The organism is Stutzerimonas stutzeri, from assembly GCF_000590475.1.
In the GTDB taxonomy this organism is placed as follows: domain Bacteria; phylum Pseudomonadota; class Gammaproteobacteria; order Pseudomonadales; family Pseudomonadaceae; genus Stutzerimonas; species Stutzerimonas stutzeri_D.
Genome location: NZ_CP007441.1, coordinates 4,274,190 through 4,294,756, shown reverse-complemented (window position 1 = coordinate 4,294,756; position 20,567 = coordinate 4,274,190). Strand labels below are relative to the sequence as shown.

General features: G+C 61.8%; 21 protein-coding genes. 9 read left to right on the top strand and 12 right to left on the bottom strand.

The window, feature by feature from the left end:
- Positions 1-132: 132 nt before the first annotated feature.
- The 6 genes from CH92_RS19510 to CH92_RS19485 form a co-directional block, all read right to left on the bottom strand.
- Entirely contained in the window at positions 133-384 is a 252-nt protein-coding gene (locus CH92_RS19510) for a YfhL family 4Fe-4S dicluster ferredoxin (protein WP_025243441.1), read from the bottom strand.
- Positions 385-522: 138 nt separating this feature from the next.
- On the bottom strand, positions 523-1,005 hold the full coding sequence (gene coaD / locus CH92_RS19505; RefSeq protein ID WP_025243440.1) for a pantetheine-phosphate adenylyltransferase: 483 nt from the start codon (positions 1,003-1,005) through the stop codon (positions 523-525).
- Positions 1,006-1,504: 499 nt separating this feature from the next.
- Entirely contained in the window at positions 1,505-2,524 is a 1,020-nt protein-coding gene (locus CH92_RS19500; protein ID WP_025243439.1) for a hydrolase, read from the bottom strand.
- An 89-nt stretch (positions 2,525-2,613) separates the two neighbouring features.
- Positions 2,614-3,213, bottom strand: coding sequence for a 16S rRNA (guanine(966)-N(2))-methyltransferase RsmD (gene rsmD, locus CH92_RS19495; protein ID WP_025243438.1), 600 nt, complete (start codon positions 3,211-3,213; stop codon positions 2,614-2,616).
- Positions 3,213-4,754, bottom strand: a complete 1,542-nt coding sequence (locus CH92_RS19490) for a M16 family metallopeptidase (protein WP_025243437.1) — start codon at positions 4,752-4,754, stop codon at positions 3,213-3,215. Before CH92_RS19490 ends, rsmD begins: the two co-directional genes overlap by 1 nt.
- On the bottom strand, positions 4,747-6,099 hold the full coding sequence (locus CH92_RS19485) for a M16 family metallopeptidase (protein WP_025243436.1): 1,353 nt from the start codon (positions 6,097-6,099) through the stop codon (positions 4,747-4,749). The genes CH92_RS19490 and CH92_RS19485 overlap by 8 nt, the downstream gene beginning before the upstream one ends.
- A gap of 236 nt (positions 6,100-6,335) precedes the next feature.
- On the opposite strand from CH92_RS19485, the gene ftsY reads away from it, so the two are divergent.
- The 4 genes from ftsY to rpoH all read left to right on the top strand — a co-directional run bounded on the left by ftsY (position 6,336) and on the right by rpoH (position 10,325).
- Positions 6,336-7,685 (top strand): signal recognition particle-docking protein FtsY, encoded by a 1,350-nt coding sequence (gene ftsY, locus CH92_RS19480; protein ID WP_025243435.1) that lies wholly within the window; start codon positions 6,336-6,338, stop codon positions 7,683-7,685.
- Complete coding sequence (gene ftsE, locus CH92_RS19475) at positions 7,682-8,353, top strand: cell division ATP-binding protein FtsE (protein ID WP_025243434.1); 672 nt, start codon at positions 7,682-7,684, stop codon at positions 8,351-8,353. Before ftsY ends, ftsE begins: the two co-directional genes overlap by 4 nt.
- A complete protein-coding gene (gene ftsX / locus CH92_RS19470; protein WP_025243433.1) occupies positions 8,350-9,360 on the top strand; it encodes a permease-like cell division protein FtsX in 1,011 nt (336 codons plus the stop codon). The genes ftsE and ftsX overlap by 4 nt, the downstream gene beginning before the upstream one ends.
- A gap of 110 nt (positions 9,361-9,470) precedes the next feature.
- Positions 9,471-10,325 carry an RNA polymerase sigma factor RpoH gene (rpoH, locus tag CH92_RS19465; protein WP_025243432.1) on the top strand — a complete coding sequence of 285 codons (855 nt, stop codon included), beginning with the start codon at positions 9,471-9,473 and terminating at the stop codon, positions 10,323-10,325.
- Between the two features lie 86 nt (positions 10,326-10,411).
- Here rpoH and CH92_RS19460 read toward each other — a convergent pair whose 3' ends face one another.
- Together CH92_RS19460 and mtgA are read right to left on the bottom strand one after the other, a co-directional pair.
- Positions 10,412-12,970: a hybrid sensor histidine kinase/response regulator gene (locus CH92_RS19460; RefSeq protein ID WP_025243431.1), complete on the bottom strand. Its 2,559-nt coding sequence runs from the start codon at positions 12,968-12,970 to the stop codon at positions 10,412-10,414.
- A 208-nt stretch (positions 12,971-13,178) separates the two neighbouring features.
- Positions 13,179-13,889 (bottom strand): monofunctional biosynthetic peptidoglycan transglycosylase, encoded by a 711-nt coding sequence (gene mtgA / locus CH92_RS19455; RefSeq protein ID WP_025243430.1) that lies wholly within the window; start codon positions 13,887-13,889, stop codon positions 13,179-13,181.
- A 69-nt stretch (positions 13,890-13,958) separates the two neighbouring features.
- On the opposite strand from mtgA, the gene CH92_RS19450 reads away from it, so the two are divergent.
- From CH92_RS19450 to CH92_RS19430, 5 genes are all read left to right on the top strand, one after another.
- Positions 13,959-14,333 carry a DUF423 domain-containing protein gene (locus CH92_RS19450; protein ID WP_025243429.1) on the top strand — a complete coding sequence of 125 codons (375 nt, stop codon included), beginning with the start codon at positions 13,959-13,961 and terminating at the stop codon, positions 14,331-14,333.
- Positions 14,334-14,411: 78 nt separating this feature from the next.
- A complete protein-coding gene (gene thiS, locus CH92_RS19445; protein ID WP_256378236.1) occupies positions 14,412-14,627 on the top strand; it encodes a sulfur carrier protein ThiS in 216 nt (71 codons plus the stop codon).
- Positions 14,628-14,711: 84 nt separating this feature from the next.
- A complete protein-coding gene (locus CH92_RS19440) occupies positions 14,712-15,506 on the top strand; it encodes a thiazole synthase (RefSeq protein WP_025243427.1) in 795 nt (264 codons plus the stop codon).
- A 71-nt stretch (positions 15,507-15,577) separates the two neighbouring features.
- Entirely contained in the window at positions 15,578-16,288 is a 711-nt protein-coding gene (trmB, locus tag CH92_RS19435) for a tRNA (guanosine(46)-N7)-methyltransferase TrmB (RefSeq protein WP_025243426.1), read from the top strand.
- Between the two features lie 173 nt (positions 16,289-16,461).
- Positions 16,462-17,799: a DUF1329 domain-containing protein gene (locus tag CH92_RS19430; RefSeq protein ID WP_025243425.1), complete on the top strand. Its 1,338-nt coding sequence runs from the start codon at positions 16,462-16,464 to the stop codon at positions 17,797-17,799.
- A 187-nt stretch (positions 17,800-17,986) separates the two neighbouring features.
- Here the strand turns inward: CH92_RS19430 and CH92_RS19425 are convergent, their stop codons facing one another.
- Genes CH92_RS19425 through CH92_RS19410 form a run of 4 tightly spaced genes read right to left on the bottom strand, consistent with a single transcriptional unit; the run spans position 17,987 to position 20,546 of the window.
- Entirely contained in the window at positions 17,987-18,310 is a 324-nt protein-coding gene (locus tag CH92_RS19425) for a DUF3392 domain-containing protein (RefSeq protein WP_025243424.1), read from the bottom strand.
- Between the two features lie 9 nt (positions 18,311-18,319).
- Positions 18,320-19,534: a radical SAM family heme chaperone HemW gene (gene hemW / locus CH92_RS19420; RefSeq protein ID WP_025243423.1), complete on the bottom strand. Its 1,215-nt coding sequence runs from the start codon at positions 19,532-19,534 to the stop codon at positions 18,320-18,322.
- On the bottom strand, positions 19,531-20,127 hold the full coding sequence (gene rdgB, locus CH92_RS19415) for an RdgB/HAM1 family non-canonical purine NTP pyrophosphatase (RefSeq protein WP_025243422.1): 597 nt from the start codon (positions 20,125-20,127) through the stop codon (positions 19,531-19,533). Before rdgB ends, hemW begins: the two co-directional genes overlap by 4 nt.
- The gene (locus CH92_RS19410) at positions 20,124-20,546 is read right to left on the bottom strand and encodes a DUF4426 domain-containing protein (RefSeq protein WP_025243421.1); all 423 of its coding nucleotides are present in this window, start codon (positions 20,544-20,546) and stop codon (positions 20,124-20,126) included. Before CH92_RS19410 ends, rdgB begins: the two co-directional genes overlap by 4 nt.
- Positions 20,547-20,567: the final 21 nt, after the last annotated feature.

Genomic DNA, 20,567 nt, shown 5'->3' with positions numbered 1-20,567 from the left:
GGTTATCCGGAGCGACCCGGAACGTTGAATGTGTTGCCGGGGCTGGTTACATGCTGATGGAGTTGTCAGCTTGGCTGACGGGGTGATGAGGCCGGTCTCGCCGCCAGGGGGATGCCGCAGAGCGTCTGCCGATCAGGCCTTGCCGGTGATGATCAGGTACTTCTGCATCAGTTCGTCTTTGCTCTCGACATTGCTTTCATCGAGCGGGATGCAATCCACTGGGCAGACTTGCTGGCACTGCGGCTCGTCGTAGTGGCCGACGCACTCGGTGCAGAGATTGGGGTCGATGACGTAAATTTCCTCGCCTTGGGAAATTGCGCTGTTCGGGCACTCGGGCTCGCACACGTCGCAGTTGATGCAGTCATCGGTGATTATCAGGGACATCCAGCTAGCTCCAGCTACGGCATGGGCCATAGCGCAGTAAAAACGACGCGCCAATTTTGCCGCATCCGTTCGCCGGGTGCACGCGGCAGTGCTTCCCCATCTGTCGGTCCTTGCGCCCGTGGCGCCCCGTAGAGTGCCCTAGCGCGAGGCGTAGCGCTCGGTCAGCGCTTTCATGACCGAAGGATGGACGAACTTGGTTACATCGCCGCCAAGGCGGGCGATTTCACGCACCAAGGTCGAGGAGATGTAGGAAAACTTTTCCGATGGCGTCAGAAACAGGCTTTCGACGTCAGGCGCCAGTTGCCGATTCATATTGGCCAACTGAAATTCATATTCGAAGTCGGACACCGCGCGCAGGCCGCGCAGCAGAACGTTGGCCTTCTGCTCGATGACGAAATGCGCCAGGAGCGTGGAGAAGCCCAGCACCCTGACATTGGGCAGGTGCGCAGTGACTTCCTGGGCCAGCGCTACGCGCTGCTCGAGTGGAAACAATGGATTCTTGTTAGGACTGGCAGCGACCGCAATGATCACCTCATCGAATAGACGTGAGGCGCGCTCGACCAGGTCGGCGTGGCCCATGGTGATTGGATCGAAGGTTCCCGGATACAGCACTCGATTCATCGCGGCGTCCTGACGCATGCGTGGGGGGTGGATGGTAGCGGCTGGGTAACGGCAGCGTAAAGCATCAAAGCGGAGGTCTGCATCAATGCCTCACCAAGCGCGCGCCCAGCTGGCCACGCGCTTGGCGTCAGTCATTTGCTGAGCGCGCTGCGTCTCTACCAGGGGTTCGTCGGTGCCGGACCCTTGACATGGCGCCACAGCAGATGGAAGCGCGGGCAATCAACGCCCCGATCATCGTGACGTCCTGGGTGCGGTTTCTCTGCAGCATGCAAGCTCGCCTGATGTGGGGTTGGATAAGGACAGGCTGCGTCGGGCAATTATTCAGATACTCATGCTCAAAGAAGAATTTGTAGCGGACGGCACGCGTCCGGCGGTCGGTGATGCTTCCACGGCTCCATGTTCCGTTCACGATGGAACCGCGCATCAGAGCGCCAGGCGGGCAAGACTCGGCGCGATAGTCAGGGTCCCCGGCCGGCTCGGTACGCTCGCTTGATGCCAATCAGCGTCCTGCCAGCCACTCCGGTATACGACGCTCCAAGTAGTAGCGGGGCCTGAGCGGTGAGCCCTCGACGAAGCCGACGTGTCCGCCGCTTCGGTGCAGTTCCAGGGTGGTGGATATCGAAAGTTCAGTGGGTTCGGGCACGCTGTGGCGGAAGACGAAAGGATCGTTTTCGGCCTGGATCAGCAGGGTCGGGATGCGGATGTCGGGGAGGAAGTAGCGACTCGAGGCGCGGCGATAATAATCGTTGGCGTCGGTGTAGCCATGCAGCGGGGCGGTGAAGCGGCCGTCGAAGTCCCAGAAGGTGCGCATGCCTTGAAGGGAGCCGAGGCGCTGCAGAGCAGTCAAGTGCTCGGTATTGCCCTGACTGGCGAACAGGTGCTGCTTGTTCTTCACGTAGGCCACCATCTCGCGCAAGAAGTGCGCCTGATAAACCCTGGAAAACCCCAGGCCGATGCGGTCGGCGCACTGATCGAGACGGAAGGGTACCGATACCGCCACGGCCTTTTGCAGTGGAGCCGCCACGCCGGCTTCGCCGAGGTATTTGAGCAGCACGTTGCCTCCCAGCGAGTAACCCACCGCGTATAGGGGCGCTAGCGGCCGGGCGGTCTGCAGATGCGCGATAACTTCGGCCAAATCATCGCTGGCGCCGGAGTGGTAGGCGCGCGGCAACAGATTGGGCTCGCCGGAACAGCCACGCCAATTGATCGCGACGCTGGCCCAACTGCTTTCGGCCAGTTGCTCCTGCAGGCCGAGCACGTAGTGGGACTTAGACGAACCGGTCAACCCGTGCAGCACCAGCACCAACGGTGCTTCAGGATCATGCGGGCCATGCCAGTCAAGGTCGATGAAGTCGCCGTCGGCGAGCCACAACCGCTCGCGGCGGCGCTGCAGGGATGGCGCACGTCGACAGAAGGAATTCCAGAGCGTTTGCAGATGCCCGCCGCGCAGCCACCAGGCGGGAGCGAAGGTCGCGCCCGGTTCGGGTGCAGCCGTGGTTTCGGGAAAGGACACGGACACTGAATGGCCCCATTACTGATTGCGGTACATCCCGCGGCTCTGCGTCTTGGCGGATCGCTGCCATCGTGTGTTTTGCGCGAACCCTGTTGTCAGGTTTCGCCGCTGCGCTCCCACAGCGCGTAATGGACGCTGCCGGCCTTCTTCTCGCGATGCAGCCGCCAGTTGCCGGGGAGCCCGAGGCTCGACGGCATGGCTTCGCTTTCGGTATAGACCCAGGCATGCTTGGCCAGCCAGCCCTTGTGCTCCAGCAGCTCGCAGGCGGGTTGCAGCAAATTTTTGTTGAACGGCGGATCGAGAAACACCAGATCGAATGGTGTCGGCGTCTGGGTTTCCAGATATCGCAACGCATCGCTTTGCAGCAACTGGCCCTGGCCGCAGCTCAGCGTATCCAGGTGTTTGCGCAGGCCGGCGATGGCGTTGGCATTCACATCCAACGCCAACGCCATGCTGGCGCCACGGGAGAGCGCCTCGAGATAGAGCGCGCCGCTGCCGGTAAAGGGGTCGAGCACACGGGCCCCGGACATATACGGCGCGAGCCAGTTGAACAATGTTTCTCGGACCCGATCAGGCGTCGGTCGCAGGCCTTCGGCATCGGGAAAGCTGAAGCGCCGGCTGCGCCATTCGCCCCCGATGATGCGAAGCTGCCCTTGCCCCCCGTGGGCGGATGGACGGATGGGTGGGTTGGCCATCAATGCTCCGGAACGCTGCTGGGTTGTTCGAGGGGCTTCTCGCTCGGCGCCGGCAATGGTTTTTGCTCGACCTGCGGGCCGGCGGTGACGATCACGAAGCCGTCTGGGCTGAGATGCTTGTTCATTGCCGCCTTGACTTGTTCGACCGATAACGCCTGGACCTGTTGCATGAAGTCTTCGAGATAGGTCAGCGGCAGGTTATAGAATCCGATGCTGCCCAGCTGGCCGACAATGTCGGCATTGCTGGCGGTGGATAATGGAAAGCTGCCGGCGATCTCGCGTTTACTGCGCTCCAGCTCGGCGCGGGTCGGGCCTTTCTCAAGGAACTCGGCGACCAAGCGCTGCACCAGCTGCAGGGTGGCCTCGGAAAGTTCGGCGCGGGTCTGCAGGTTGATCATGAACGGGCCATTGGTCTGCATGGGGCTGAATCCGGAATAGATGCCGTACGTCAGTCCGCGCTTCTCCCGTACTTCTTCCATCAGGCGGGTCCCGAAGCCGCCGCCGCCAAGGATCTGATTGCCCAGATAGAGCGCGGCGTAGTCTGGGTCGCCACGAGGGATGCCGAGCTGCGCCAGCATCAGATGGGTCTGGTTGGACGGAAACTCAATCTGCTTCTGGCTTGCGACGGACGCGCTTGGAGTGGGTGGTGCAGGCAGTGCGGCGCCTTGCGGCAAAGCACTGGATATCTGCTCGGCAATCGCTTCGGCTTGCGTGCGGTCAAGGTCGCCGACCAGCGCGATCACGGCGTTGCCAGCGGCGTAGGCTTTGGCATGGAAGGCACGCAGCTGGCCGGCATCGATGCCAGGAATGGTTTGCGGCGTGCCCTCGCTGGGGTGCGCGTACGGGTGGCTTCCGTAGAGCTGCTCGAACAGTTCGAGACTGGCCAGCTTGCCCGGGTTCTGCTTCTGAAGTTCGAAGCCGGCCAGTACCTGATTCTTGATCCGCTGCAGCGAATCCTCGGGAAAGGTCGGCTGCCCGACCACCTGGCTGAACAACTGCAGTGCCGGCTCACGTTTGTCCGGTGCACTGAGGCTGCGCAGGCTGGCGACTGCCATGTCGCGATAGGAGCCGTTACCAAACTCTGCGCCGAGGCCCTCGAAGCCTTCGGCAATGGCGGTGACATCCTTGCCTGCGATCCCTTCGTTGAGCATGGCATTGGTCAACATGGCCAGGCCCGGTACACCGCCGTCCTGGCTACTGCCGCCAGCAAACGTCAGGCGTAGATCGAACATCGGCAGCTGATGGGCTTCGACGAACAAGACCCGCGCTCCTCCTTCGGTCTTCCAGCTCTGGATATCCAACGAGCGGCGAGCGAGCGGTTGATCGCCCAATTCGTCCAATGACTGAAGACGCTGGTCTCGTTCGGCGGCGTCCCGGGCGATCGCCTGGCCGGATTCGGCCGGAGTGGTCACTGTCCCGGTCGAGGGGAGCGGAATCTTGGCGGCGGCTTCACCGGTTTCCTCGCTGCAGCCGGTCAGGCCAAGTCCGAATGCCAGCGCCAGGACGAACACGCCGCGGCGCAACAGGTTGCGATCACTCATCGCTGGGCTCCTCGGGTAGGACATGGGCAACGCTCAGGCGCGAGCGGGTGAAGTAGGTGCGAGCAGCCTGCTGAATATCGTCTGGCGTTACCGCCTCGAGTGCGCTGAGTTCTTCATCCATCAGGCGCCAGGACAGGCCGACTGTTTCCAGCTGGCCGATGGTAGTGGCCTGCTGGGCGATGGAGTCGCGCTCGTAGACCAGGCCGGCAATGACCTGGGCCCGTACACGCTCCAGCTCCTCTTCCGAGGGTGCGGTCTGCTTGAGCTGTTCGAGTTGTTTCCAGAGGCCGGCTTGCACCTCTTCCAGGGTCCGGCCTTTCTGCATATTGGGCGCAGCGCTGAGCACGAACAGCGAGTCGCCGCGGGCGTAGGCGTTGTACCAGGCCGAGGCGCTGGTCACCAGTTCCTCGCCGCGCTCGAGTTGCTGTGGCAGGCGGGCGCTGTAGCCGCCGTCCAGTAGAGCGCTGATCAGGCGCAGGGCATGAATCTGACGCGGGTTCTTCCCGGTGGCCAGACTCGGCGTGTTGAACGCCATGATCAGGCTGGGTACCTGGGTTTTCACATGCAGCGTGAGCCGCCTCTCGCCGGGCTCGGCCAGTTCCAGCGGGCGCTTGGCGCTGGGGATCGGATGACTCTCTATCGGACCGAAATAGCGCTCTGCCAGCGCCTGTACCTCGTCGCGCGTCACGTCACCAACCACCACGAGAGTAGCGTTGTTAGGGGCGTACCAGGACTGATACCAGTTGCGCAGCTCCTCGATCGTCATGCGATCGAGGTCAGCCATCCAGCCGATCGTCGGGGTGTGGTAACCGCTGGCGGGATAGGCCATGGCCTTGAAGCGTTCATAAGCCAGTGCGCTTGGCTTGTCGTCGGTGCGCAGCCGGCGCTCTTCCTTGATCACCTCGATTTCGCGGGCGAACTCGTCGGCTGGCAACTTGAGGCTGGCGAGGCGGTCGGCCTCCAGTTCGAAGGCGACGGCCAGGCGGTCGCGCGCCAGCACCTGGTAATAGGCGGTGTAATCGTCGCTGGTGAAGGCGTTCTCCTCGGCACCGAGCTCGCGCAGGATGCGCGAGGCTTCCCCGGCCTCCAACTTGCGGCTGCCCTTGAACATCATATGTTCGAGCGCATGGGACAGCCCGGTCTGCCCGGGTGCCTCATAGCTGGAGCCGACCTTGTACCAGAGCTGGGAAACCACGACCGGGGCTCGGTGATCCTCACGCACGATCACCTTGAGGCCGTTGTTCAGCATGAACTCGTGGGTGGGGTGACCGTCGGCCGCGAGGACCAACGGCACGTACAGGGCGCCGAGTAACAGGGCGGCGGCGCGGCGTAGCATCAGGGGCATATTCAGGGCTCGTTCAGAAATGAATCCCGCCGCAACGATGCCGGCAGGCGGGAACACGCAGGGCATGGTACTGGGTGCAGAGGTCAGGGCAAAGCGGCGGAACGTCGGATTGGCCTCGTACCGTGGGGTAGGGGGACGGCCGCGCTTAGCACAGGCGGTTGCGCAGTGCTAGGATAGCCCCCGTCTGGCCGGTGGCGTGGCCGCCGGCGTTTCGCCCTCTTGAGAAAATCTTCTCCATGTTTGGTTCCAACGACGATAAGAAGACGCCGGCTGCGGCTGGCGAAAAGAAAGGCTTGTTTGGCTGGTTGCGCAAGAAGCCGCAGCCCCCCGCCGAGCCCCCCGCTGCCGAGCCGCCGGAAGACAGCCAGCCGTTCGCTGACGAACCCGATACCGCTCTGCTCGAGGAACAACCGAGCGAACAGCCGCCGCGCGAAGAGCCACAGCACGCCGAATCCGGCATCGACCAGCCGGAGCCCGCCGCAGAGCCGGAAATCAAGCCGGAAGCCGTCCTGCATGCCGAGCCCGAGCCCGAGCCCGAGCCTGCGGCAGAGCTCGTTCAGCCGCCCAAGGAGCTGCCGGAAGCGCCGATCTTGGCCGACATCGCCGTCGAGCCGGTCGCGCGTCCCGCCGAGATCAAACTGGGCTTTTTTGCTCGTCTCAAGCAGGGGCTGTCGAAGACCAGTGCCAGCATTGGCGAAGGCATGGCCAGCCTGTTTCTGGGCAAGAAGGCGATCGACGACGAATTGCTGGATGAACTCGAAACCCGCTTGCTGACGGCGGATGTCGGCGTCGAAGCCACTACGGCGATCATGCAGAATCTCGCGCGGCGGGTTTCGCGCAAGGAACTGGCCGACAGCGGTGCGCTGTACAAAGCGCTGCAGGAAGAACTGGCCGGCCTGCTCAAGCCGGTCGAGCAGCCGCTATTGATAGATGCGGGCAAACAGCCGTTCGTGATTCTGGTGGTTGGCGTCAATGGCGTCGGCAAGACCACCACCATCGGCAAACTGGCTAAGAAGCTGCAGCTTGAAGGCAAAAAGGTCATGCTGGCCGCTGGCGACACTTTTCGCGCGGCGGCGGTCGAACAGCTGCAGGTGTGGGGCGAGCGCAACAATATCGCCGTGATCGCTCAGCACACCGGCGCCGATTCCGCCTCGGTGATCTTCGACGCGGTGCAGGCGGCCAAGGCCCGAGGTATCGATGTGCTGATCGCCGATACAGCCGGTCGGCTGCACACCAAGGACAACCTGATGGAAGAGCTGAAGAAGGTCCGTCGGGTGATGGGCAAGCTCGACGAGACTGCGCCGCACGAGGTGCTGCTGGTTCTCGATGCCGGCACCGGCCAGAACGCCATCAACCAGACCAAACAGTTCAATCAGTCAGTGGAGCTGACCGGCCTGGCGCTGACCAAGCTCGACGGCACCGCCAAGGGTGGGGTGATCTTCGCGCTGGCCAAACAATTCGGCACGCCGATCCGCTACATCGGTGTCGGTGAGGGTATCGACGACCTGCGCACCTTCGAGTCGGATGCCTTCGTCAATGCATTGTTCGCCGAGAAGGGCACGAGCGGAGGTAGCGCCTCGTCATGATTCGTTTCGAGCAGGTCGGCAAGCGCTATCCCAATGGCCACACCGGATTGCACGAGCTGTCCTTTCACGTGCAACGGGGCGAGTTTCTCTTCGTGACCGGCCACTCCGGCGCTGGCAAGAGCACTTTGCTGCGCCTGCTGCTGGCGATGGAGCGACCCACCAGCGGCAAGTTGCTGCTGGCGGGGCAGGATCTGTCGCGCATCAGCAATGCGCAGATTCCCTTTCTTCGTCGGCAGATCGGTGTGGTATTCCAGAATCATCAACTGCTGTTCGATCGCACCGTATTCGACAACGCCGCTTTACCCCTGCAGATACTGGGATTGAACAAGCGTGAGATCGGTCAGCGGGTGATGACCGCGCTGGAGCGCGTCAGCCTCAAGGACAAGGCGCTGCAATATCCATCCGATCTCTCGACTGGGCAGCAGCAACGCGTCGGCATCGCTCGCGCCGTGGTGCATCGTCCGGCACTGCTACTCGCCGACGAGCCGACCGGCAACCTCGACCCGCGGCTGGCAGCAGAAATCATGGGTGTATTCGAAGACATCAATCGCCTCGGCACGACCGTTCTGATTGCCAGCCATGACCTGGCGCTGATTGCCCGCATGCGTCACCGGATGCTCACGCTGCAGCGCGGTCGATTGATTGGTGATGGGGAGGCAGCCCGATGAGCGCGCCCGAGCAAAACCCGAACCCGGCGGAGCGCGCCGGTGGCGTACGCAACAAGCCCGAGCAGCCCGGAAGCAACGAGCCGGACTTCAAGACGCTATTCCATGCCTGGCTGGAAAGTCACCGAGCCAGCGTGGTTGACAGCGTTGGTCGTCTGATCAAACAGCCGATCGGCAGCTTCTTCACCTGTCTGGTCATGGCGGTGGCGTTGAGCTTGCCCATGGGCCTGGCACTGTTGCTGGACAATGTCGAGCGGCTCGGCGGGTCCTGGCAGCGCGCGGCACAGATTTCACTGTTCATGCAGCTCGACGTGGATGCGCAGCGAGGCCAGGCGCTTCGCGAGCAGATCCTGGCGATGCCGGATGTATCAGAGGCCAGCTGGATCAGCCGCGAGCAGGCGTTAGAGGAATTCCAGCAATTATCCGGGCTTGGCGAGGCCCTACGCGAACTTCCGGAAAATCCATTGCCCGGCGTGATCCTGGTGACCCCAAGCGAGGTCGACCGCGACAACCTTGAAGCCCTGCGTCAGCGCCTGGCAGAGCTGCCAGGCGTGGAGCAGGCACAGCTGGACCTGCTCTGGGTCGAACGGCTGAGCGCCATACTCAAACTGGGCGATCGTTTCGTCTTTGGCCTCAGCCTGTTGCTGATCGCGACGCTACTGCTGGTGATCGGCAACACCATTCGTCTGCACATCGAAAACCGCCGGACCGAGATTGAAGTGGTCAAGCTGGTAGGGGGCACCGACGGTTACGTGCGTCGTCCCTTCCTTTATATGGGTGCCTTGTACGGGTTGGGCGCCGGCTTGATCGCCTGGTTGCTGCTGGCTTACGGGCTTGGCTGGCTGAACGAGGCGGTTGTTGGGCTAGCCGGCTTGTATGGTAGCGATTTCGGCTTGGCTGGGGTTCCGGCCGAAGACGGCTTGTCACTGGTGCTTGGCGCCTTGCTTCTGGGCTACATCGGTGCCTGGCTAGCGGTCGCGAGACATCTTAGTGAGCTCGCCCCGCGTTGATAAACTATTGATATGTATCGTTTTTATTAGCTGTAAGGAAACTTTTCCATAGACTTGCAGTCTCAGTCGGCAGTGCTAAACTGCTGCAGCTTCATTATCGGAGGATCTGCATGACAACTAATCTGCAACCTGTTCAAGCGCTGGTTCCGGGAGGCAATCTCGAGGCCTATGTGCAGACGGTTAACAGCATTCCGCTGCTTACGGTCGAGCAGGAACGCGACTTGGCAGAGCGCCTGTTTTATAACCAGGATCTCGAGGCCGCGCGTCAGATGGTGCTTGCTCACCTGCGTTTCGTCGTGCACATCGCTCGCAGTTATTCGGGCTATGGCCTGGCGCAGTCCGACCTGATCCAGGAAGGCAATGTCGGCTTGATGAAAGCGGTCAAGCGCTTCAACCCGGAAATGGGTGTGCGCCTGGTGTCTTTCGCCGTGCATTGGATCAAAGCTGAGATTCACGAATTCATTCTGCGCAACTGGCGCATCGTCAAGGTCGCCACGACCAAGGCGCAGCGCAAGCTGTTCTTCAATCTGCGCAGCCAGAAGAAGCGTCTGGCCTGGCTGAACAACGACGAGGTCGAGCGGGTTGCCGACAGCCTCGGCGTTGAAGCGCGTGAGGTGCGCGAGATGGAAAGCCGCCTGACCGGACACGACATGGCCTTCGATCCGTCCGCCGATGCCGATGACGACAGCGCCTACCAGTCGCCTGCACATTACCTTGAAGATCACCGTTACGATCCGGCGCGGCAACTCGAGGATGCGGACTGGAGCGACAATTCCAATTCCAGCCTGCACGAGGCGCTGGACACCCTGGACGAACGTAGCCGGGATATCCTGCAGCAGCGCTGGCTGAGTGACAACAAGGCGACCCTGCATGATCTCGCCGCCAAGTACGGTGTATCTGCAGAGCGGATCCGGCAGCTTGAAAAGAATGCGATGAACAAGCTCAAGGGTTCCATTCAGGCCTGACAAGGTCTGATCATCCCAAGAGGCGCTGCAACTGCAGCGCCTTTTTTATGCCTTGAGCCATTGCGGATCAGATCGACTGCCGCGCATCAGGGAGGATGTCTGGAGCTTTCCAGGGTATCGGTGAGTGCGATCAACAATTGCGCCGCACTGATGGGTTTGTGTAACCAAGTGATGCCGGTATCGTCATCGTGCTGCTCGAACTGGCTGGCTGCTGAAATCACGATGATCGGCAAATCCTGCGTATCAGGCGTGGCGCGTACCTCGTCGATCAGTTCGCGCCCGCTACCGTCGGGCAGGTGCAAGTCGAGCGTCATCGCCTCGTAACGGGTGCTGGCGAGCTTGGCCCGTGCCGCATGCAGGCTCTGCACGCGATCGACCGCATAACCGGCGTCACGTAGCATCAGGTGCAACAGTCGGCCGGTATCCGGCTCGTCCTCGATTACCAGCAGGCGTGGCTGACCTTGATCGGCCGTAGAGGTGGTCGATTCAAGTATCGGCAGCTCGCACCAGAAAGTGGTGCCGCGGCCCTCCGCCGTATCGAAGCCGACCCGTCCGCCCATGCGCTCGATGAATTCTTTGGTAATGGCGAGTCCCAGCCCGGTGCCGCCTTTCTGGCGACTGTCGGAAGCGTCCGCCTGGGCGAATTTTTCGAACACGCGGGACTGGAAACTGGGCGGAATGCCCGGACCTTGATCGGTGACATTGATGCGCACGTGACCGGTATCGGACAGGCTGCAATTGAGGACCACTTCGCCACCTTCGGGTGTGTACTTGATGGCGTTCGACAGGAAGTTGGTCAGCACCTGCTGCAGGCGCAAGCCATCGACCCAGACGTTGACCTGCACCGGATCGCGCAGTACGCAATTCACTCCGAAATGCGCGGCGAAGGCCTGGTTGCTGGCCAGAGCCTCTTCCAGTAACCGGCAGAGCGAGTGCTCGCGCATATCGAAGGACATCTTGCCGGCGGCGATTTTTTCCATATCCAGCAAATCATTGATCAGATAGCCCAGGCGCAGGCTGTTGCGATGAGCAATTTCCAGCATCTGGTGCATCGCGGGTGGAACCTCGCCCATCGCACCGCCGGTGACCAGGCCCAGGGCACCACTGATTGAGGTCAGCGGGGTGCGCAGCTCATGGCTGACCGTGGAGACGAATTGATCTTTCATCTGCTCGATGCGCTTATGCTCGGTCAGGTCCATGCTGGTGCCACTGATACGCAGCGGCTGGCCTTCCCGGTCGCGCTGAATGTAGCCTCGGATCAGGACCGGGATCAGCTTGCCGCTCTTGTGCTGAAAACGCAGCTCGGTGGTGAAGTGGTCGACCGGCGAAAGCATGGTTTGCGCCAGTTGCTTCTTGGCCTGCGGTAAGTCTTCGGCCGCTATCATCCGTTCCCAAAGCTTCAGGTCCGAATGCAACTCGCTGGGGCGATAGCCGAGCATGTGCCAGGCGCGCGGTGAGGCATAAAAAGTTCCAGCATTCAGGTTCAGATCCCAGAGACCGTCGTTGCTGCCCTTGAGGGCGAGACTTAGGCGCTCTTCGCTGAGTTGCAGGGCTCGTTTGTTCTCCCGGATATGATCGGTCATCTGCTGAGCCAGCGCCTCGGCACGTCTGCGTCTGAGGGTTAGCGAAGAGGTGAGGAAGAACAGCAGGACGCTCAGGCCAACGCCAAGGCCGAGCACTTGTTCGTTGCTGGCCTGAAAGAATGTCTCAAACTCCGGCAGGCTCTCCAGGCGCAAGGTCCAAGTCTGCCCATACAGGTCAAGCCGCACGACTTGGCTGTGCTGAGCAGGCTCGCTTCGCGCCTGGTCCCTGCTGGCGAAGATCAGCTGCTCGGGCTGCTCGTCATCCCCGGCATAGATGTGCAGGCTCAGGTTCGGATCGGCTGCGCCAAGAATGCCGCGCATCAGATCATCCATCCGGTACGGGCTATAGACGAACCCCTTGAGCGCTTGCAGCCGTTGCTGGGGCGAGCGGATCGCTTCGCCAGGCTGGTAGAGCGGCACGTACATGAGGATGCCTGCCTGCGCCTTGCCGTGGGTCTCCTGACGTAACCTGACCTTTCCGGTGATATGGGGTTGCCCGGATTCGGCCGCCTGGAGCATAGCTTGCCGACGTACAGGCTCGGTGAACATGTCATAGCCAAAGGCGGCCAGGTTGCGATCTTGGAAGGGTTCTAGATAAACCACCGGCGTATGCAGCGAGGCCTCTTCGTCGAGCGGGTGCACATCGTAATCGGTGAAGTCTTGGCTGCGAATGCTCTGGATATGCGTCTCGAGTTCCTCGGAACGTACCGCCTCGGCAAACCCCACCCCTTGGACGCCGGGGTAGTGCTCGGCCAACCGCAAGCGTTGGTTATAGGCACGCCACTGAGCTCGCGTGACCTTATCGCTGACGTCAAACAATCCGGCGGCGCCGAGCAGGACCTGTTCATGGTCGATCATGCGTTTGCCGATGGCTTCGGTGGTGGTGCCCACGAGAAAGGCGAATTGCTGGGCCGCAGCGCGGTCCTCTTTCAGCATCAGATGCTGAAGAATGGCCAGCTGGACCAGCAGGCTGAACGCCAGAACGAGCCAGGCGACGCTGTTACGTCGATGAAAGAGTTGCCGCACCTTGTTCAAGGGCGTATTGGTTGCGGTTTCGCTCATGCTATCGCTGCCGTGCGTTCAGTGCGAATGGCGAGGCGACGGCTGCACTTCTGCCGACGACCTCCTGCATGCGGGACGTGATCCTGCATCTCGCAACTTGTTGGTTGCAGCTTACTCGCTGCGATGGCGCACTGCCATAACGCTCCGTCAGGCTGCCTCGGCCTAGATGGTGCACAAGATGATTGTCCTTTGCGCACCGATGGCCCTGCTAGCGCTGCTTGGCTGTTCGTAGCTGGTTCAAATAATGGCCGCCGCCCAACTGACGCATTTGCTGACGAATCCAGCTGGCACGTCGACGGACATGCGGGCCGGGACGCCCAGCGCTCCACTCGCGAGGATTGGGCAGCACCGCCGCCAGCTGGCTGGCCTGGCCAGTAGACAGGTAGGCCGCACCTTTACCGAAATGATGCTGCGCCGCCGCCTCGGCGCCGAAGATGCCGTTGCCCCATTCGACACTGTTCAGATAAACCTCCAGGATGCGTTGCTTCGGCCACAGCAGCTCTATCCAGGCAGTGAACCAGACTTCGAAGCCTTTGCGCACCCAGCTGCGGCCGGACCAGAGAAACAGGTTTTTCGCGACCTGCTGGCTGAGGGTACTGGCGCCACGTAGCGAGCCGCCTTGTTCGTTGTGTGCGAATGCGGCGCGGATGGCGGCGATATCGAAGCCCCAGTGATCGGCGAACTTCTGATCTTCGGCAGCGATCACGGCCATTTTCAGATCATCCGGCAGCACCTTCCAGGGCCGCCAGCTGCGTTGCAGGTCGATGCTTTCGTCGCTGGTCCAGGATTCGATCTTGCGTTCGACCATGAGCGCTGTGAAAGGCGGTGGAACCCAGCGCAGCACCAGTACCAGCAGCACGGAAAGCGCGGTCAGCCAGAGCAGCAGTTTGGTGAGGCGGCGCAGCAGGGCTCGGAGCATGGGCGTGGTCGGGACCAGGGGGAACGGGCATTATAACGGGCTCACCACAGCCTGACTGGAAACGCCGTAATGATTCGTCCCTTTCTTCTGCTTGCCGCGTTCTTCGGACTGACCGGCGTGGCGCTCGGCGCCTTCGCCGCGCATGGCTTGAAAAGCCGTCTCGGAGCCGATTACCTCGCGGTATTTCAGACCGGCGTGCACTACCAGTTGATTCACGCCCTGGCGCTGTTCGGGGTGGCCTTGCTCGCCTTGCATGCACCCAGCCGTCTGCTGGTCGCAGCGGGTGGTTTGTTCGCGCTTGGCGTTCTGTTGTTCTCCGGCAGCCTGTATCTCCTGACCCTGACGGGTATCGGAAAGCTGGGCATCATCACGCCGATTGGCGGCACAGCATTTCTGGCCGGGTGGATCTGCCTGATGCTGGCCGCCTGGAATCTCCGCGGCTGATCGCCGCGAGAGATGAATGGCAGCGTGCGCCGCCTTGGTGCTCCGAGGCGATCGGGCTAGAATGCGGGCCCCTTGGCAATGGTGGCGATCACTATGCAGATTCAGTTGAACGGCGAGCGCTACGAGCTACCTGACGGTCAGTCGGTGGCCGATCTGCTGCAGCGCCTGGAACTGACTGGGCGCCGGCTGGCGGTCGAGCTCAATCGTGACATCGTGCCGCGCAGCCAGCATGGCGCGACGGTACTGGTCGAAGGCGATCAGATCGAAGTCGTGCATGCCATTGGTGGTGGCTGACGAGCCCGCTACCTCGATAACTCCGGACGTCGCCCGTGCAGCGACGTACTTCTTCGCTTCATTACAGATGAACAGGATGGTCGCATGAGCCCAGTTCCGCACGACAAACCCTTTACGCTTGCCGGCCGCACTTATCAATCGCGCTTGCTGGTAGGCACCGGCAAGTACAAAGATCTCGACGAGACCCGCGCCGCCATCGAAGCTTCCGGCGCCGAGATCGTCACCGTCGCGGTGCGCCGCACCAACATTGGCCAGAACCCGGGTGAGCCGAATCTGCTCGACGTCATCTCGCCGGACCGTTACACCATTCTGCCGAACACCGCCGGTTGCTACGACGCCGCCGAAGCGGTGCGAACCTGTCGCCTGGCCCGCGAGCTGCTCGACGGCCACAAGCTGGTCAAGCTGGAAGTGCTGGCCGACCAGAAAACACTGTTCCCCAATGTCATCGAAACCCTGAAAGCCGCCGACGTGCTGGTGAAGGACGGCTTCGACGTGATGGTCTACACCAGCGACGATCCGATCATTGCCCGCCAGCTGGCCGACATGGGCTGCATCGCGGTTATGCCGCTGGCCGGCCTGATCGGCACCGGTCTGGGGATCTGCAATCCCTACAACCTGCGCATCATTCTCGAAGAAGCCAAGGTACCGGTGCTGGTGGATGCTGGCGTAGGTACGGCGTCGGACGCCACTATCGCCATGGAGCTGGGCTGCGAGGCGGTCCTGATGAACAGCGCCATTGCTCATGCGCAGAATCCGGTGTTGATGGCCGAAGCCATGAAATACGCAATTGATGCGGGCCGTCTGGCCTATCTAGCCGGACGTATGCCGAAGAAACTCTATGCCAGCGCCTCTTCGCCTCTGGAAGGCCTGATCCGCTAATTTCTCTTCCCGTTACCGGCCGTGCGCTCGCCCGATCGCGCGGCCGGTTCTTGTTATCTGCAGGTTCGTTCATGAGTGACATTTCCTCTCCGGCCGACGGCCAACGGCGCATGCGCACCATCAAGAGTTTCGTGATGCGTGCCGGTCGCATGACCGAAGGCCAGCAGCGAGGCCTGGATCAGGGCTGGCCACGGTTCGGCCTGGAACTGGCCGACGGCCCGCGCGACTTCGATCAGGTGTTTGGCCGGCAGGCGCCGCGCACCTTCGAAATCGGCTTTGGTATGGGGCATTCCACGCTGGAGATGGCCGCGGCGGCACCCGAGCAGGACTTCATCGGGGTCGAGGTGCATACACCGGGCGTAGGCGCGCTGTTAAATGGGCTTGTGTCACAAAATCTCGATAATGTGCGCGTATACAGTTGCGATGCGCTTGAAGTGCTGCGTGAATGCGTCCCCGACGCCAGTCTGGATCGGGTACTGCTGTTCTTTCCTGATCCCTGGCACAAAAGTCGCCACCACAAGCGGCGCATCGTCCAGCCGGCATTCGCCGAACTGGTACGGCAAAAACTCAAGGTCGGCGGTGTGTTGCACATGGCGACCGACTGGGAAGCTTATGCCGAGCACATGCTCGAGGTCATGAGCATCGCGCCGGGCTATCGCAACCAGGCGGTAAACGGCCAGTACGTCGAGCGCCCACAAGAACGCCCGACGACCAAGTTCGAACGCCGTGGCGAGCGCCTCGGCCACGGGGTCTGGGACCTCAAGTTCGAACGCGTCGACTGACAGAGGGTGGGCGCCTATAGCGCTCATCATGGCCGTACCACGCGGTCTCAGGAAGATCTGACAAGAGCGGAGCGCCAGGAAGGCACGATCCCCCAACGCACAACTAATAGAGCCCTGTCTTCTGGCAGAGGCCGTCGTCTGCCGCGTCCGTTGCGCGGCAAGGAGCAAAAGCGATGTACAGAAAATTTGGAATTCTGCTGCTGGCGGCCTGGGTGTGCCAGGCCCACGCCAAGGTGGATGACGCGCAGGCTGCTCGTCTGGGACAGGACCTGACCCCGTTGGGCGCCGAGCAGTCGGCCAACGCCAGTGGCAGTATCCCGGCATGGACCGGTGGGGTACAGCCGCCCGCCAACTATTCGAGCGGGATGCATCACCCGGACCCCTATGCCGCCGATCCGGTGCTCTACCGCGTCGACAGCAGCAATGTCACGCAATACGCGGCGCTTTTGTCCGAAGGCCTCCGGGCATTGGTCGAGCGCTATCCGGACTTCTACCTGCGCGTGTTCCCGACACGTCGCAGTGCCGCGGCTCCGCAGCGCATCTATGACGAGACGCGCGCCAATGCCACCGCTGCCGAGCTGATCGCCAATGGCAACGGCATCAAGGGCGCTGTCGCTGGCATCCCGTTCCCGCTGCCCCAGGACGGCATGGAAGTGATCTGGAATCACATCCTTCACTACAAGGGTGAGCAGACCCACATGATCAACAACCAGGCCGTGGTGATCAACGGCAGGGCCAACCTGATCAAGCGGGATCGGCACATCTATTACGTCTACAACCGCGAGGGCATGAGTAAGGCGCAGCTGGACAATACCCTGCTCTATTACAAATATCGGGTCACCGCTCCAGCAAAGCTCTCCGGGACCTCGCTCGTGGTGCAGGATCCGATCGACCAGGTATTGTCGATCCGCAAGGCCTGGCGGTATAGCCCGAGTGACCGCCGCGTACGGCGCTTGCCCTCGCTGGCCTATGACTCGCTGCAGCCGGACACCAGCGGGCTGGCGACAGCGGATGTGGTGGATACCTTCAATGGCGCGCCGGACCGTTATGAATGGAAGCTCGTCGGCAAGCGGGAAATGCTGGTGCCCTACAACAGCTATGCCGTGCACCAGCAGGGCATCTCCTACGACTCGATCGTGGGTCCGCGTACCCTGAACCCTGAACTGCTGCGCTATGAGCAGCACCGCGTGTGGATCGTCGAGGCGAAGCTGCGCAAGGGCTTCAGTCATCCCTACGCCATGCGTCGTTTCTACATCGATGAGGACAGCTGGCAGATTCTGGCGGTTGACCTGTTCGACCAGGATGCCGAGCTGATCGGCCTGCAGGAAAGCCATCCGATCAGCTACTACGAAGTCCCCATGTTCGGTAGCACGCTGGAGACCTTGTATCACCTCAAGGATGGCAACTATTTTGTCGATGGCCTGGACAACAACGAGCCAATGTACGACTTCAACGCCCAGATGGGACCAAGAGACTTTTCTCCGGCGGCACTGCGTCGCGGCGCTAACTAAGCGCTTAGAGCCAGATCAGGCGCCTACGCGCCTGGCAGAGCCCTGGCTTCCCTGGCCAGGGCATCCTTCCGACGCCCGGCGCCCCGCTGCGGCAGCTCGAGCCGAAGCCGTTGGGATGATCGGTGGCGGCCTTGCTGCGGATCTCGCCAACCCGACTTATCAACGCTCGGAGCGCGGCGTAGACGGCCTAGGTGCGATCCGCCAGAACTCCGATCAGGAAGAACACCAGCAACAGCACCGGCGCGAGGGTGTAGTTGTTGAAGTGGCCCAGGCCCTGGGCCAGCCAGGGAGTAATGAAAATGATCGCCAGGCCGTAGCCCACCGCGCAGACCAGCACGAAAATCAAGGTGCGGAAGAAGAAGTTCAGCCCGCCGATGGAGCGCTGTACCCAGGCATTGATACTTGGTCCGAACAGTACAAACAGGGTGGCCATAATCGCCAGGGAGATATCGAACAGGTGGTGACGGCTCCAGCGCGACAGCGTGGCGATAAGGTCGAGTACGAGATCCATTCTGGGTCCTTAGGGCAGGAAAAGTTGCAGCAAGTCGTTCAGGAACAGCTGGCCTTTCGGGGTGGCGACCAAGCGCTGCGGATCGCTCTCCAGCAGCCCACGCGCTTGGGCTTCGCGCCGGCCCTTGGCAAGCTGCTCGGCCGAAAGCCCGGTGCGCTGAGTGAACAATACCGCGGGCACGCCGTCGTTGAGGCGAAGCACGTTCATCAGAAATTCGAACGGCAATTCGTCCGGATCGAGTGGCTTGTCTCCCGCGCGGAAGCGTTTTGTGGGGTCGAGATAGTCCTTGGGCAGGCGAGTCTTCCAGAGGCGACGGATTTGTCCGTCAGGGCTTGTCGACTTGCCATGAGCGCCGGCACCGAGACCGAGGAAGTCGCCGAATGTCCAGTAATTGAGGTTGTGTCGCGCCTGGTGTCCGGGCTGGGCATAGGCCGAGGTTTCGTACTGACCGTAGCCATGCTCGGCGAGTAGCGCCTGGCCGGCTTCCTGGATATCCCACAAGGTCTCATCCTCGGGAAGCACGGGCGGCTTGCTCCAGAACTCGGTGTTGGGCTCGACCGTCAGTTGATACCAGGACAGGTGCGTTGGCTGCTGGGCAATGGCAATTCGCAGGTCGCTCAGCGCATCGTCCAGGTGCTGGTCGGGCAGGCCGTGCATCAGATCCAGGTTGAAGTTATCGAAGCCGGCCGCGCGCGCCATATCGGCGGCGCGTACGGCTTCTTCGCCATCGTGGATGCGCCCCAGTGCCTTCAGCTTGGCGGCTTGGAAGCTTTGCACGCCGATCGATAGGCGATTGATACCCAGGTTGCGATAGTCGCGAAACTTCGCCTGTTCAAAGGTGCCTGGGTTGGCTTCAAGAGTGATCTCGATGTCAGCGGTAAAACCGACCCGTTGTTGCAGTCCGTCGAGAATCCGGCCCAGCGCCTGGGCCGAAAACAGGCTCGGGGTCCCACCCCCGAAGAAAATCGAGGTGAGCGCGCGTCCCTGTATCTGATCCAGATCGCCGTCAAGATCGGCTAGCAGCGCCGCGACATAGGCGTCTTCGGGCAGCGCCGGACCGGCTGCGTGCGAGTTGAAGTCGCAGTAGGGGCACTTGCGCACGCACCAGGGGATATGGACATACGCTGCCAGTGGCGGTAGTTGGAAGCCTGAGTTCTGAGGCTCAGTGCTGCTGGTGTGTTTTTCGCTTCCAGCTTCCGGCTTCCGGCTTCGGGCTCCGCTCATGCGATTCCGAGGCGCTGTTTGAGCAGTGCCATGGCTCGCGCACGGTGACTGAGCTGATTCTTGTCCGCTGGTGCCATCTCGGCACTGGAACAGTTACGCTCCGGGACCCAGAACAGCGGGTCATAGCCGAAGCCATGCACGCCCTGAGGAGCTTGCAGGATGCGCCCATGCCACAGGCCTTCGCAGATGATTGGCAGCGGGTCGTCGGCATGCCTGACCAACGCGAGCGCACAGACGAACTGCGCACCGCGTTCGGCATCCGGCACGTCCTTGAGCGCATCCAGCAGCTTGGCATTGTTCGCAGCATCGCCCTGGCCGTCGGCGTAGCGCGCCGAGTAGATGCCCGGCGCGCCGCCGAGATAATCCACCGCCAGGCCCGAGTCATCAGCCAGCGCTGGCAGACCGGAAACCCTGGCCGCGTTACGGGCCTTAAGGATGGCGTTCTCGACAAAGGAAAGCCCGGTTTCTTCCGGTTCCACGTCGCTGAATTCGCCAACCGGGCGTACACGCACCGTGTCGCCCAGCATGGCCTGCAGTTCCTTGAGCTTGCCGGCGTTATGGCTGGCCAGCACCAGTTCGTTGAAAGGCATCATTCGTCTGGAAAGAACTCTTGAGTGAAGTCGAAGTTGATCGGGGCGATGCCGCTAGGCTGCACATTCAAATTGAAGCGCAGCACCTCGCGCGATTCGAAGGGAAACTGTGCGAGGTAGTAAATGGCCTCGTCGCCTTCCTTGAGCTGCTTGAAGGTCAGCGGGTAGTCCTGCCCGAGCAGGTTCTTCACCGAACCGCCGACCTGCGCGGCGACCGGTTTGCCGGACTTGAGCACCGAAACGTTGACCACGCCCTGGGTCTTGCTGCGCACCAGGCCCGCCGCAGCGGCGATGTCCGGCTGCAAGAAGCTTGAATTGAAGGCAATGTAGTGAACGTCGTGCTCGCCCACACTGTGTTTGCGCTCGGCCATGGCAGGCAGCGCCAGCAGCAGGGCAAGCAGGCATATCAGGCTAGGTCTCATGGTTTCCTCCAGCGGTGAAGC